The organism is Pleionea sp. WD8-19, from assembly GCF_055326765.1.
In genome coordinates this window covers 169,729-183,657 of record NZ_JBUZOU010000006.1, presented here as the reverse complement: position 1 = coordinate 183,657, position 13,929 = coordinate 169,729, and the positions used below count along the sequence as shown (strand labels likewise).

Annotated in this window: 17 protein-coding genes; 11 read left to right on the top strand and 6 right to left on the bottom strand. The window is 41.5% G+C overall.

What is annotated here, in order from left to right; genetic code table 11:
• The first annotated feature begins 77 nt into the window (after positions 1–77).
• Positions 78–980: an NAD(+) diphosphatase gene (gene nudC / locus ACTUJY_RS09665; RefSeq protein ID WP_463615878.1), complete on the top strand. Its 903-nt coding sequence runs from the start codon at positions 78–80 to the stop codon at positions 978–980.
• A gap of 18 nt (positions 981–998) precedes the next feature.
• On the opposite strand, the gene ACTUJY_RS09660 is transcribed toward nudC, so the two are convergent.
• A complete protein-coding gene (locus ACTUJY_RS09660) occupies positions 999–1,193 on the bottom strand; it encodes a hypothetical protein (RefSeq protein WP_463615877.1) in 195 nt (64 codons plus the stop codon).
• 125 nt (positions 1,194–1,318) lie between these two features.
• Here ACTUJY_RS09660 and ACTUJY_RS09655 point away from each other — a divergent pair, with 125 nt between their 5' ends.
• The gene (locus ACTUJY_RS09655) at positions 1,319–2,230 is read left to right on the top strand and encodes an ATP-grasp domain-containing protein (RefSeq protein WP_463615876.1); all 912 of its coding nucleotides are present in this window, start codon (positions 1,319–1,321) and stop codon (positions 2,228–2,230) included.
• On the top strand, positions 2,227–2,928 hold the full coding sequence (locus ACTUJY_RS09650; RefSeq protein ID WP_463615875.1) for a Dph6-related ATP pyrophosphatase: 702 nt from the start codon (positions 2,227–2,229) through the stop codon (positions 2,926–2,928). Before ACTUJY_RS09655 ends, ACTUJY_RS09650 begins: the two co-directional genes overlap by 4 nt.
• Here ACTUJY_RS09650 and ACTUJY_RS09645 read toward each other — a convergent pair.
• The 3 genes from ACTUJY_RS09645 to ACTUJY_RS09635 all read right to left on the bottom strand — a co-directional run bounded on the left by ACTUJY_RS09645 (position 2,925) and on the right by ACTUJY_RS09635 (position 4,564).
• Positions 2,925–3,251: a YqcC family protein gene (locus ACTUJY_RS09645; protein ID WP_463615874.1), complete on the bottom strand. Its 327-nt coding sequence runs from the start codon at positions 3,249–3,251 to the stop codon at positions 2,925–2,927. The two genes, ACTUJY_RS09650 and ACTUJY_RS09645, sit on opposite strands and share 4 nt — an antisense overlap.
• Positions 3,252–3,540: 289 nt before the next feature.
• Positions 3,541–3,729, bottom strand: a complete 189-nt coding sequence (locus tag ACTUJY_RS09640) for a hypothetical protein (protein ID WP_463615873.1) — start codon at positions 3,727–3,729, stop codon at positions 3,541–3,543.
• A 124-nt stretch (positions 3,730–3,853) separates the two neighbouring features.
• The gene (locus tag ACTUJY_RS09635) at positions 3,854–4,564 is read right to left on the bottom strand and encodes an AAA family ATPase (protein ID WP_463615872.1); all 711 of its coding nucleotides are present in this window, start codon (positions 4,562–4,564) and stop codon (positions 3,854–3,856) included.
• A gap of 243 nt (positions 4,565–4,807) precedes the next feature.
• Between ACTUJY_RS09635 and ACTUJY_RS09630 the strand changes: the two genes are divergently transcribed.
• Positions 4,808–6,241 (top strand): SLC13 family permease, encoded by a 1,434-nt coding sequence (locus ACTUJY_RS09630; RefSeq protein WP_463615871.1) that lies wholly within the window; start codon positions 4,808–4,810, stop codon positions 6,239–6,241.
• Between the two features lie 424 nt (positions 6,242–6,665).
• Here the strand turns inward: ACTUJY_RS09630 and ACTUJY_RS09625 are convergent, their stop codons facing one another.
• Both ACTUJY_RS09625 and ACTUJY_RS09620 read right to left on the bottom strand, forming a co-directional pair.
• Complete coding sequence (locus ACTUJY_RS09625) at positions 6,666–7,415, bottom strand: enoyl-CoA hydratase (protein WP_463615870.1); 750 nt, start codon at positions 7,413–7,415, stop codon at positions 6,666–6,668.
• An 8-nt stretch (positions 7,416–7,423) separates the two neighbouring features.
• Positions 7,424–8,812 carry a M20/M25/M40 family metallo-hydrolase gene (locus tag ACTUJY_RS09620; protein WP_463615869.1) on the bottom strand — a complete coding sequence of 463 codons (1,389 nt, stop codon included), beginning with the start codon at positions 8,810–8,812 and terminating at the stop codon, positions 7,424–7,426.
• Between the two features lie 89 nt (positions 8,813–8,901).
• Here ACTUJY_RS09620 and ACTUJY_RS09615 point away from each other — a divergent pair, with 89 nt between their 5' ends.
• From ACTUJY_RS09615 to ACTUJY_RS09585, 7 genes are read left to right on the top strand one after another with little or no spacing between them, the layout of a single operon-like run.
• Complete coding sequence (locus tag ACTUJY_RS09615) at positions 8,902–9,384, top strand: glutathione peroxidase (protein ID WP_463615868.1); 483 nt, start codon at positions 8,902–8,904, stop codon at positions 9,382–9,384.
• Between the two features lie 11 nt (positions 9,385–9,395).
• Positions 9,396–9,605, top strand: coding sequence for a SlyX family protein (locus tag ACTUJY_RS09610; protein ID WP_463615867.1), 210 nt, complete (start codon positions 9,396–9,398; stop codon positions 9,603–9,605).
• A gap of 14 nt (positions 9,606–9,619) precedes the next feature.
• Positions 9,620–10,441 (top strand): SDR family oxidoreductase, encoded by an 822-nt coding sequence (locus tag ACTUJY_RS09605; protein WP_463615866.1) that lies wholly within the window; start codon positions 9,620–9,622, stop codon positions 10,439–10,441.
• Positions 10,442–10,449: 8 nt separating this feature from the next.
• Positions 10,450–11,370, top strand: coding sequence for an ABC transporter ATP-binding protein (locus ACTUJY_RS09600; protein ID WP_463615865.1), 921 nt, complete (start codon positions 10,450–10,452; stop codon positions 11,368–11,370).
• Positions 11,370–12,560, top strand: coding sequence for an ABC transporter permease (locus tag ACTUJY_RS09595; RefSeq protein WP_463615864.1), 1,191 nt, complete (start codon positions 11,370–11,372; stop codon positions 12,558–12,560). Before ACTUJY_RS09600 ends, ACTUJY_RS09595 begins: the two co-directional genes overlap by 1 nt.
• The gene (locus ACTUJY_RS09590; RefSeq protein WP_463615863.1) at positions 12,551–12,817 is read left to right on the top strand and encodes an acyl carrier protein; all 267 of its coding nucleotides are present in this window, start codon (positions 12,551–12,553) and stop codon (positions 12,815–12,817) included. Before ACTUJY_RS09595 ends, ACTUJY_RS09590 begins: the two co-directional genes overlap by 10 nt.
• Positions 12,817–13,929, top strand: a complete 1,113-nt coding sequence (locus ACTUJY_RS09585) for a beta-ketoacyl synthase N-terminal-like domain-containing protein (RefSeq protein ID WP_463615862.1) — start codon at positions 12,817–12,819, stop codon at positions 13,927–13,929. Before ACTUJY_RS09590 ends, ACTUJY_RS09585 begins: the two co-directional genes overlap by 1 nt.

Below are 13,929 nucleotides of genomic sequence, written 5' to 3'. Positions count from 1 at the left end.
GCGCCCAAAATTAAGCAATACTTCTGCTTCAAGAGCCAAATAAGATGCAGATTTAACGCAGTTGAGGATGAATAATCGTGTGGAAATTTGCCTATTCACCATTGAATAGAAAAGCGCATTTGCGAGACCAGTACCAGCAAATTACTCAATGGAAAGAGCAGCAGGACGCTCAGTTAATAATATTCAATGAACGTTACCAACCTTTGCTTCAACACGATGGCGTTCATCCGGTTAACGCCATCCATCACCAGGATCGGCCCAATTCAAAAAGCTGGATTTACCTCGGCCATGCCAATAATACGCCTTGGTTTTGTGCCAAAATAAACGCTTCCGATTTTGAATCCAGCTTCCATCAGCAATGGCTGGATTTACGAGCCGCACTACCTATGATAGCCGAACCTTACGCATCAACTTTGGCTTACGGTAAAGCCCTGCTCTATTGGCATCGGTATCACAGTTATTGTGGAAAGTGCGGCGAGCCAACACAAGTTAAAAAAAGTGGCCATGAACGATTGTGTTCCGCCTGTGAAACCTCCGTTTTTCCTAGAACCGATCCGGCGATTATTGTGTCGGTCACTCATCAGTCAGAATTATTATTAGCTCGCCAGGCTGCTTGGCCAGAAAAACTTTATTCTGTATTGGCCGGTTTTGTAGAGCCTGGAGAATCATTCGAACAGGCCGTTGAGCGCGAAGTCTGGGAAGAAAGCCAACTAAACGTGGACAATATTCAATACCTAGGTTCACAACCTTGGCCATTTCCTTGTTCCATTATGATTGGTTTTACCGCAGAGGCGGATAAAAAATCGTTTAACCCACTCGATAAAGAGCTGGATGAAGGCATTTGGGTTAGCCCGGACAATATCATTGAAATGCTAGAGTCGGATCAATTAAGAATGTCGAGCAGTAGCTCCATTTCATATTATCTGATTGAACATTGGGCGCATCAACACGGTGTTAATTTATCGAAATACGTTGAGTAGTCATTTTAATGCGCAGTCTTAGCGTTTAGAAAATTGAGTATATGATTGTAAATCCAGCATGTGCGATTCCAGTACTTTGAGTTCACGCATAATCTCAAGTTTGCGCCACTTAGGCTCTTTGCTGGATGACTTTAATTGCTCAAGGTTAATACCCATAAGCTCTGCCAGTTCCTGATAATGTTTTTGAGTTTCGGGTTGTGCAACAATATTCATGATAAATAACCTCAAAAAGTATTGACGTTATTTATAGAAAATTTTCGTGACAAATTCGCGAAAGTAAAATGACAAGTTTTTGACGTTAGCAAGAAAGCTAAGAAAATTTTACCAAGAGTAATACTATGAGTAAGTTATACGATGTGGTGGTTCTGACCGAAGACAAATACATAGATACCAACAAGCGGGATTGGTACACATTGCAAGTTTTGCTGGAAGACGAGTTTGTCATCGATGCTCTGAAACAACAAAAGCTTCGTGTGATTAAAAAGTCCTGGTCCGATCCCGACTTTGACTGGTCGCTCTGCAAAAGCGTGTTATTTCGCACCACTTGGGATTACTTTGATCGATTTAACGAGTTTTCTCACTGGTTAGAAAAGGTTAAATCCCAAACCCATTGCATTAATGACGTTTCAACATTACTTTGGAATTTGGATAAGCGTTACTTAATCGAACTCAATCAAAAAGGTGTTAACGCAGTAGATACGTTCATACTGCCAAAAGGCGAACCTGTCGATTTAACCTTGCTAATGGACAAATACAGCTTTAACAAAGCCATTATAAAACCAGTTGTTTCTGGTGCAGCAAGACACACTTACCTCATTGGACAATCCAATGCCACTGAACTTCAAGAAAAAGTAAACAACCTCATTGAACTAGAAGACTTTATGCTGCAACCCTTTCAAAATAGCATAACCACTCAGGGTGAATTAAGTTTGATGGTCATGAACGGCAAATACACGCATGCCGTACAAAAAGTGGCAGCCAAAGGTGATTTTCGTGTACAGGACGATCACGGAGGAACCGTTCATCCTTATATTCCTACTCAAGAAGAAATTGAATTTGCAGAAAATGCTATTGCTGTATGCGATCCTAAACCTTTGTATGGTCGCGTCGATATGATCCGTGACAATGATAAGCAGTTAGCAATAATGGAGCTTGAGTTAATTGAACCCGAATTGTTCTTCCGTTTTTGCCGACCCGCGGCTTCGCAATTGGCCGTGGGTATTAAAGATTATCTGGAATCGTTAACATGAAGCGAGTGATTGTCAGTTGGTCTTCCGGTAAAGACTCAACGCTCACGTTGTTACGTTTATTTGAACAACCGGGTATAAAAGTGGTCGCACTGTTTACCACTTATTTAAAAAACTCCGTGCCGTTTCAAGAAACGCCTATTGAAGTTGTTGAAGCACAAGCGGAACGATTGAATTTACCATTGATCAAAGCAGAGCTCCCAGATGTATTTCCGGACAATGGTGTTTATCAGTCCATCGTAATTAACGCTCTTAAATTATCCAGTATTGAATTTGATGCCATTGCATTTGGCGATATGTTTTGCAATGGCATCGAACAATATCGCAGAAACTTTTTAGAACCCGCCGGTATTGAATGCCTATTTCCTATTTTGGGTGAGTCACCGCAAAAGCTCTCTCAAGAAATTATCACCCGTCATATTCAGGCGAAAGTGATTACAGTCGATACAACTCAGTTGGACGGCGCCTTTGTGGGAAAAGACTATACTCAGTCATTGATTGAAAGCTTGCCCGCTCAAGTAGACCCTTGTGGAGAAAATGGCGAGTTTCATACATTGGTGACTCACACTCCTCAATTTTCTTGCCCTATTGAACTTGAGCTACTCGATACAGTGCGAGGTCAGCGGTTTCATATTCAAAAGTATCGAATGAAGCCGTATCGATTGAAATCTTTACGCGACAAATCAATCGGTAACTCTTAAACCAGCATTTCGGATAACCGATCAAAGCGAGCAATCAGCAGCAACAATGCTTTGGTTTTAGCTCGGTCATTTTTGTAGGCCTCTTCAGCCATTGGTAATATATTGGATGCAGCAGGCAGTCGTTGTTGATGCATGATCATCAACTCAAGTTTTGGAACCATTACGAACTGAAGCCATTGTTCGAACGTGAGTGTGTCAACGCAAAATGGTGTTGAACTGGCAAGTGCCGCAGGCTCTGGCTTTTGACTCGACCAAAAATCGATTCGCTGCATTTCCTGTTTTAAATCCACCAACAATTCTTGCAACTCAATATAAGGTCTCATGCTTTTTTCCTAAACAACGCATCAATAGCCGATTATATTTTAACAAATTCCCCATAATGAAGTGATCCCTTGCCGAAACAATCCTTTACACTCAGACACACACCTTAAAAATCTAATCCAGTACACTCAATCGGCAAGCTAAGGGCGATTCAACTCTGCTCCTTAGCTATGCTCCTCAAAAACCCCATTGTTGCCCGCCATTTGGCGGGTTATTTTTTACCTTTTCATTTTGAATGGAACAAAGGAAAAGAGCGAATTGAATCAACCGCTCAGTTTAGCGACGAAACGGCTAACTTTTACAGCCTTGTGAGACAACGTTATTTGACGACTCAACCACAAACAGAGGCTGACTACTAAAAGGCAATAATGCCGAAAATTGGATCATCGTTGAACCCGACTTCACCGTGTAGCCTGTCAATAATAAAGAAATGACTAAAATAACGCTGTATATCCAACTTTTGCTAAGATGTGATCGCATGACTTGCTCCTGTTATCAGTCCAATCGATCAAAGACACTGAGTTGCCTATATAGACGTAACAAGATGCAAAAAGGTTTTAATGTTTGAGTTATTTTTTTACAAGAGGTATTTCAGAGATTGCTTTTAACCACTCTTACTAAAAGCCAATACTTTGGCTCGATCTTTCAGTGAAAATTCTGGACACTTTTTTAACAATCGCTGAGTCGCAGAAAATAACGCCCAAAGTTCTGCCCGCGCAACGGCATCTGGCCATTCATAAACGGATAATCCTTCAGCGAAAGAGTCTACGTACGCAACTCGTTGGGTTAACTGACTGGAAAATGGCTTAATGTGACTCGATTTTTTTACATCGTCTATTAAATCTTCTGCGGACTTAACTCTGGTACGAACACGTGTCCAACATATTCGAGCATGGCAATTGGGGTTCAATTTTTTAGCTTCTCCCATTAATCTATCCATTTCCTTGAATGACCAAATTTCTACCGGCGAAGGTGCAAGTGGAACTAGGACCAAAGAAGCAACCGCAATCATTGTTCGAGTCATCGGACTGATATGAGGAGGTCCATCCAATAAAATAATATCGTAATTATCCTGCTCTTTTTCCAGCAGTGAAAGCAACTCAGCAGGCCGCCCGGCCGTTTCAATCGATAAACCGGTATCTTCGTAAATCTCTTCGCGAACCTGATGCCAAGCGAATACCGAGTTTTGTGGAGGATCACAATCAACCAATAATGTCTTCTCGACATCTGAAAATGTAGAGGCAAGATTAGCACAGAGCGTACTTTTACCTACGCCTCCCTTTGCCTGAGCAATTGCGATCACTTTTGCGGTCATAGCGGTTGCAAACTTTCCTGAATTAGCATGAATTATTGTTAAACTTAATTATAGATAGTATTTGCAATATGTTGATTATTTTGGCCTTTTTTTATTGATCGGTCAAATGGCGAACAGCTACCGAACCGTATAGACCTTAAAAAAGTCACCAATCATCTTGTTAAAACAAAACGTAAAGTGTGAAAGACACTGTTAATATTGCCTTGACTTTAGCTAGAAATTTCAGCAACTTAGGCGCTTTAGTTGAAATATAATTTAAGAAAAATGACTCAACATTCACAACCTGAGAGCACAAGGCAAAAACAAAACATTCAGCGGTTGGCCCTGATATTAGGTCCTTTAAGTGCTGTGATAACCGGCTTAATGTCTCACTCTTCAGGCTTACCCGTCTCCGCTGCAATCACCTTGGGGATTACATTATGGTGCGCGATTTGGTGGATCAGTGAGCCCGTTCCCATAGCTGCGACAAGCCTTTTGCCACTCGCATTATTTCCATTGTTGGGAATTTTAAAACCTTCTCAGGTCGCACAAGCTTACGGACATCACTTAATATTGCTGTTAATGGGTGGATTTATTTTGTCCAAAGCGATGGAAAAGTCCGGTACCCACCGTCGGGTTGCTTTACAAATGATCCATTGGTTTGGTGGTCATTCCAGCTCAAGAGTGTTAGCTGGGTTTATGGTGGCTTCTGCCTTACTCAGTATGTGGATTTCTAACACTGCAACGACACTTATGCTGTTGCCTGTCGCTTTAGCCGTATTGGAGAAAAATCAAGACAAAGCATTAGTACCCGCTTTGTTATTAGGTATTGCTTACGCAGCCAGTATTGGTGGCATTGGGACCCCCATTGGGACACCTCCCAATATGTTATTTCGCGGTGTTTATCAGGAAACAACCGGAGAAACGGTCACTTTTAGTGAATGGATGGGTTGGGCCATTCCTGTGGTCATCTTGTTCATACCCATAGCCTGGCTTTGGTTAAAACGCGGTTTGTCGACTGATAACCAACTTCATGTGCCGCATCCGGGCAAATGGCGTTCGGAAGAAGTGCGAGTATTAATTGTATTTTTAATGACAGCAACCCTTTGGGTTACGCGAAAAGAACCATTTGGGGGTTGGAGTGGATGGTTGGAATTAAAATACGCTAATGATGCCAGCATTGCTTTGTTGGCGGCGGTTGCTATGTTTGTAATTTCGGACGGTAAAGGAGGCCGGTTACTCAACTGGGAAACTGCCAATAAAATACCCTGGGGCGTTCTCATTCTATTTGGTGGTGGTATTTGTATTGCCAAAGCATTTGAACAATCGGGCTTAAGTCAATTGGCTGGTGATAAACTTGCTGTAATGACGCAACTCTCGCCTTGGATTCTGGTACCTCTTTTGTGCTTGTTTGTAACCTTCGTAACAGAAGTTACCAGTAATACGGCAACCACAACATTACTGATGCCCATTCTCGCTGCAGCTGGAATAAGTGCTGGTATCGATCCGGCTCTTTTAATGGTACCCGCGGCTATGAGTGCCAGCTGTGCCTTTATGTTGCCAGTGGCCACGGCACCAAATGCGGTGGTTTTCGGAAGCGAGAAAATCCGTATTCGACAAATGGCTGCCAAGGGTCTTGTTCTTAATTTAATTGGAGTTGTTATTATTAGTGGTGTTTGTTTAATGATGTTTACCTAAGGTACGAACTAAAAATTTGAACAGGTGTCATAAATAAATCATTCAAATGGACTATACTTACGATTATGAATACGAAAATGATTAAACACCGATCCATTGGCCGAACTGCTCATTGTTTGAGCGGGGAGTTTTTATTTCGCAGGAATCGACGCGGCCCTTCTGAACGCCCTACTGAACAAGAAGGTCGAATCAGCCGCAGCAAAGTTTCTGAAAAGTAACTCTAGCGATCGCTCTTAATTTAATAGTTTCTGAAAAGCTATCGATTGCTTTTCGAGATGCAACGCGTGTTATCGAAATGAAAACTTTGATTTAACGAAGCTGCTATTCGCCATTTTTTCTTGTTGGTTTTCTATCGATGTTTTAACAAAAAATACCCCAAAGCCGGAATGCATCTTTGGGGTACAGTTTATTGCAGTTATCAATATTATCGTTTCAAAAACGCTTCAAACGCTCTTTTGGCTGCTTCGCTGTTTAACAATCGTTTAAACTCATCACCTTCAGCTTTCATACGCTCTTTTACCGATTGCCGCTGGCTTCCACGTAATAAACGACGAGTGACCATAATCGACTCATGAGGTAATTTTTGCAGTTTTGCACACCAATTGTCGAGCTGTTCGGTTACCTGTTCTGCAGACTCAACTGCGCAATTAATGAGCCCAGCTTGTTCCGCTTGCTGTGCATTGAATCGATCACCTAACAATAACCATTCGGTTGCTTTTTTCATCCCACATTGTTTCGGCATTAGAAAACTCGAAGCCGCTTCCGGACACAACCCTAACCCGGTAAAAGGCAATGCAAACACCGCGCTTTGCGATGCAACCACCAGATCACAATGCAATAATAAAGTGGTGCCTACACCTACCGCCGGACCATTAATACCGGCAACAATCGGTTTATCGCAATCGGCTAAGGCAAACAAAAATTGCCATACCGGATTGTCATCATTATGTGGAGGATTTTCCAAAAAGTCTTTTAAATCGTTACCGGCACAAAATGCAGTATCGGAACCAATGATTTTCACAACGCGAATATCATCTTGCTTATTCGCTAAAATTAATCCGTCAGCCAACGTTTGATACATATCGGCGGTAATCGCATTTTTCTTATCCGGCCGATTAAACTGCAAAGTTAAAACACCCTGCTCCTGATAACTATTAATTGCTGATTCACTCATTTCACTTCCTAATATTTAAGATTAAAACCAAAGTTGCCCGTTACCTGTGCGGTTGCATACGCAAAAACAACATACACGGCAACATTTTGTGCCAGATGTTTTGGATTAACTTTATCCAGAGTGTCATTGGCCGTGTGATGTAAGTCGAAATAGTCCGTACCGTCTTGTCGCAATGCGAAGGTACTCATGCCAAGTTGCCTTAAAGGCCATAAGTCCGGACCTCCACTGGCGCTAGGTTTTCCTTTTTTTACACCCAGCGGTTTTAGAATTTGAGCCATTTGTTCAATCACAGGTTCATTTTCGTTACTCGATCGCCAATCAAATGACCAAATAAGACCTGCACCAAAATCCGATTCAGAGCCGGTGATGTGTTTATCCATCTCATCCGCATGTGCTTTCGCATAAGCTTTAGCGCCATACAAGCCTTGCTCTTCGTTCGCCCATAAAATAACGCGAATGGTTCGTCTTGGACGTTTTTTTCCATCGGCGATCAATTTCGCAGCGGCCATGGTAATGGCGACCCCTGCTCCATCATCGACAGCACCGGTACCTAAGTCCCAAGAATCGAGGTGACCGCCAATAACAATTACTTCATCGGGTGGTTCACTGCCGGTAATTTCGCCAATAACATTGTATGACGTGTAATCATCACCCGGTTTCGACGTCAATGTCACACCAACTTCCACACGCCCGCGTTTCAGTTGATTCAATAACATATCGGCATCGGGGTTGGATAACGCCGCCGCTGGAATTTTTGTAATTTCTTTTGCGTAATTCATATTTCCGGTATGTGGCAGTCGGTCGTGATCGGTTCCTATTGAGCGAATTAAAATGGCTTTTGCGCCTTTACTGCCCGCAACCGAAGCACCTTTACTTCTGGCTGCAACCGCTTTTCCATAACTTGAACCGTCACGACTTTTCTTCATTTTATGGCTGATAAAAACAATTTTGCCTTCTACCTCACCTTTTTCAGCATTTTTTAAATCTTCAAAGGTTGGAAAATGAACAATTTCAGCACGCAGGCCTTCAGTACCCGTACCAATGCTATTGCCTAACGCCGTGATCATGAGTTTTTGCGGGAACGGGCTGATGACTTCTGCGAACTCTTCACCTCGCTGCCAAGTCGGAAAAGTGACCGGTTCCTTCCATACTTTATCGAATCCCAGCGCTTTAAACTTTGCTTCTGCCCAAGCGACCGCGCGAGCATCTCCAGGAGTGCCTGCCATACGAGGGCCAACTTCAGTTGTTAAGGATTCCAGCAGCTGATAAGCCAGTTCGCTGTTTAGCGCTTCATCACGCAACTCAGCAATATATTTTACTTGTTCATCACTTAACCGATCCGCTGTATGAATAAGCATTGTGTAAAAAGCAAGAAATACCAAAACAGTCTTTTTCATTTTATTCTCCGGGAAATTGCCGGTAAGAGATTACCAAATCTGCGGAGGTGTTGTAAGATGTTTTACAGACAGCATGGAGTGAAACACTTATGAACGATTCCATTTACCAATACACGGCAACCAACATTGATGGGCAAGAAATCTCACTGAGTGAATTTAAAGATAAAGTATTACTCATTGTGAATACCGCTAGCGAATGCGGCTTTACCCCTCAATACGATGGTTTGGAAGACCTCTACAAAACCTATAAAGAACGCGGTTTTACGGTATTAGCCTTTCCATGCAATCAATTTGGTAAGCAGGAACCAGGCGACAACAGTGAAATTGCCAACTTCTGTACGACTCGGTTTTCTACATCATTCCCTCTGTTTAGCAAAATCGATGTCAATGGCGACAACACCCATCCACTTTATAAGTTTTTGAAACAAGAAGCGCGCGGTGTTTTAGGAAGTCAATCCATCAAATGGAATTTCACCAAGTTTCTGGTCGATAAAAGTGGCAAGGTTACCAAACGTTTTGCACCAAAAGATAAACCGGAATCCATTGCTAAACATATTGAGTCTTTGTTGTAACGAGCCAGAACATGAATTTAGAAAATAAAATAACTGATTTGGAATGCAAACTTGCGTTTCAGGAAGATACCATCGACGTACTGAATAACACCGTCATAAAGCAACAAAAACAAATAGAGCAATTAGTGGTCAAAATAGAAAAATTGCATGTGCAAATTGTCAGTTTGCAAGAACAACCTTTGGTCCCTCAAGATCAAGAGCCACCACCTCCCCACTATTGATCAGGAATAGCAAAATGACTCTAAAAAATAGAACAATCATCATTACCGGAGCCAGCCGAGGTATCGGGCGAGAAATAGCAATACGGTGTGCAAAAGATGGCGCCAATATTGTCATCGCTGCAAAGTCCGTTGAGCCACATCCTAAACTGAGCGGAACCATTCACTCTGTTGCAGAAGAAGTGAATCAGGCTGGTGGAAAAGCTTTAGCCTATCAGCTCGACGTTCGTAAAGAGCTCGAAGTAAAAAAACTGATGGAAGTTACTCAGGAGACCTTTGGCGGTATCGACGTCATCATTAATAATGCTGGCGCAATAAGCTTAACCAATGTCGAAAACACCAGTCCAAAACGATATGACTTGATGCAATCGGTTAATCACCGAGCGGTATATACCATGTCGCATTACGCCATTCCCTATTTGAGAAAGTCAGACAACCCACATATTTTAAATTTGTCGCCGCCAATTAATTTAAACCCCAAATGGATGAAAGACTACGCGCCCTATACGATTTCCAAATACGGCATGTCAATTTTAACCATAGGCTTAGCACAAGAACTGGAAAAAGATAAAATCGCCGTTAACTCTTTATGGCCAAAAACGATGATCGCTACAGCCGCCATCGAGTTTGCAGTTGGCAATCAAGAAATGCTCAAGCACTGCCGAAAACCGGCAATCATGGCAGATGCGGCCTATGCTCTTTTGAACAGTGAGAATAATGAAATAACAGGCCAGTGTTTGCTTGATGAAGATTTCCTACGCAATCAAGGTGTCGAAGACTTCTCACATTATCTGGTTGATAAAGATATAAAACCCTATCCGGATTTGTTTCTGGATTAAGCTCTAGTATGATTGATGTAACGCACTTAAGCTTTAAATATCCGGGCAATGACTCCAACACCTTAAACGAGCTAAACTTTCGCGTCACTGAAAATACAACGTTAGGCTTGCTCGGACATAACGGTGCGGGAAAGACAACATTAATGAGCATTTTGAGCGGATTGCTACCTTTCAATATGGGTAACGTTTCGCTCAAAAATAATCATCCCGAACATGCTGAAATGACTCATGCATTGCTTGAAGCCACGTCTTTGGTCCCCCAAGAATTTGCATTTTACGACGATCTTACAACCCGACAAAACCTGGAAATTTTTTCAAGCTTTACAAAGTTTTCCCGAGAAAAACAAAACGAATTACTGACGCAGTCCATAGAGTATTGCGATTTACACGAATTTCTCGATGTAACAGCACATAAATTATCCGGTGGTCAAAAACGTCGATTAAACCTTGCAATAGGCCTTTTAAAAGATACGCCAGTATTGTTTTTAGATGAACCTACAGCAGGCATTGATCCGGCTACCCGCAAACGTATTCTTGATACGGTTAATCGATTAAGAAAGCTTAACAAAACGATCATTTATACCTCTCATCAACTCGATGAAATAGAAAGTGTCTGCAGCCACATCACCATTCTTGATAAAGGCCAATTAATACTCGAGCCCATTGCTATTGATGACTTTGTAAAAGACAATCAACTGATGATTCATATTTCCCGAGCAACGCCAAATAAATCGTTATCCGACTTCAAAATCAACAAATTTAATTTTAAAAAAATTGGTGACAACCAATACATTGTTAATAATGTTAAAAAACAGGAAGTGTCGCATTTGATTGACGAATTCGAGTCTCAAATACAGCCCGTACACTCTTTCCACTACGGAAAACAAGCGTTGGAAAGTTTGTACCTAGGGCTCACCGAGAGAGCTTGATGATAATCGCATTAATTAAAAAAGAATTTCGGTTGTTATTCAGCGACTTGCATGGGCTGGCTGTGCTTTTCTTAATGCCAGCTTTATTTTTGCTAATAATGTCATTAGCTATACCGGATGAATCTGATGTTGCTCAACACAAGTTTGAAATTTTTGTCATTGATCAATTACACGATCATCATTCCGAGCTATTTCAAAACTTGCTAAGCGAGTCCGGTATCATCGAGAAAATCACACTTGTCGATAAAAAAAATGCTCAGTTAACGGTTAATGAAGCATTGCTGGTCATCCGACCGAGCTTTCTGGAATACTCAAAAAGTCGAAAACCTATTGACGTAGAGTTTCAATTGCAGGTGTCACCCAAGCTAGATACTCGACTGCAAATGTTGCTGAAAAATCAGATTGCAATTGCTGCTTCCCAAACCAAGCTAAAAAATATCTTAATCGATCTCGACTTATTAGATGCATCAATGACCGTTGACGATCAAATAGATGAAATTAAAAAAGTCTCTACACTGCCAGCGATTGAGTCTTTAAATGACAAAAGCATCCGATTACCCAATGCTGTGGAGCAAAGTATGCCCGCATGGTTAATATTTGGTATGTTTTTTGTGGTGCTTCCTTTATCCAATACGCTCATCAAAGAGCGCAAATCCAATACCCTGGCTCGAATGAAATCATTTGAGTTAAAAGCCAGTTATGTATTGCTACATAAACTCATTCCATACGCCATCATTAATCAACTGCAATTTGTGTTTTTATTATTAACAGCTCTTTACCTAGTCCCGCTTTTAGGTGGGCAATCCATCCACCTGGGAAACTCATTGATTCTTTACTTTTTATTATCAATGACAGTCAGTTTAGCTGCGCTCGGACTGGGCCTTTTAATTGCCATTATGTGCCGCACGCCTGAGCAAGCCATTGTTTTTGGTGGTGGGCTCAACCTGATTCTTGCGGCAATCGGTGGCATTATGATACCTACGAATATAATGTCCATAGAAATACAAAGCATCGCCGTAATCTCTCCTATGAATTGGGCATTAAGTGGTTTTCAACAACTCTTGCTATTTCCATCTCAATTTTCGGATATAATAATGCCTTTAACTGGCTTGGCAGTATTCGGTGTTCTAACCATTGCGCTCAGCTACTTACTTTTTACTCGGCAATATAAGGCTCTCGGATGGAATTAGACCAAATTTTGCACGACCTTAAACAAATGATTATAGAAGAGTGCGATAAAGATGAGTTCACCATCGAAGACTTCAATAATGACGAGATAATTGTTGGTGACCAAAGCCGCATTGCCCTAGATTCATTGGATATACTACAACTGTCCGTCGCAATTAAAAATAAATATCAGGTACGTATCGAACGGAATGCCGAATCTCGAGCAGCTTTTGAAAACCTAAACTCACTGGCGACGTTTATTTTAAAACACTCGAACTGATGCGTCCTGTTTACCTTAACCACTCTCTATTGAATTGCGCTCTCGGCTCTCAACCCGCAGAAATTATAGACAATTATCGAACTGGATATACGCATCGAGAAACTTTCAACTGGAAAACAGCAGGTGACCTCGAGACTTTTCCAGTCTACTCCATTCCCAAATGCTCACTAGTAGACGCTGACCGCGCTAAAAAACTATTGGATCGATTTCTTAAGCAGCTCAAAAAACAATTACTTCCAACTGTCAAAGCAAATCAGAAAACCGCTTTATTCGTAGCAACAACCTGTTTCGATTTGCCTTTGATGGAATCCATGTTTAACAAATCTGAATTTTGTACGTCTTCTCTCAACTCATTAACCTCACTTGCTGAACGCTTTAAACAAGAGCTTAAATTGAATGGTCCTTGCTTTACTATTAGCACGGCCTGCTCATCATCAGCCAATGCCCTATTACAAGCCACTAAACTGATAACCGAATTTAAAATTGATCATGCACTTGTCGTTGGCGTAGAAATTTTAAATAAAATCAGTGTTTCAGGCTTTCACAGTTTAGGGCTGCTAAGCAACAATAAATTAACCCCTTTTGTGAACAGTCAAGGAATGATTTTGGGTGAAAGCCTTTGTTCAACACTCATAACTTCCGATAATAAAACCGCCGACTTTGAAATTTTAGGTGGCAGCTCAACGGTAGACATTGGCAATATAACAACATCCGATGAGTTTGGTACTTCATTCTACAACACTATGGATCATGCGCTAAACAATGCACAGTTTACTTCAGATCAAATAGACTTAATCAAAATTCACGGGGTCGGCACACTCAGTAGCGACAATGCCGAAGTGAATGCGATTGAAAAACTTTGTCGGGGCCGAGAGATTCCACTTGTCTGCCTTAAACCGTTGATTGGCCATTGTTTGGCAGCATCTTCATTGTCAGAGTTAGCATTAATGTCGCATCTAAAATTAGAATCATGCGGCTTACCTGGCTTCAGCTCAATTAAAAAGACACACTCAAACGTCACTTTGAATCCGATAAAGCCAGGAATGATTATACTGAGCAATCATTTTGCTTTTGGTGGCAACAATAATTGCTTATTGTTAAAGGCACTGTAA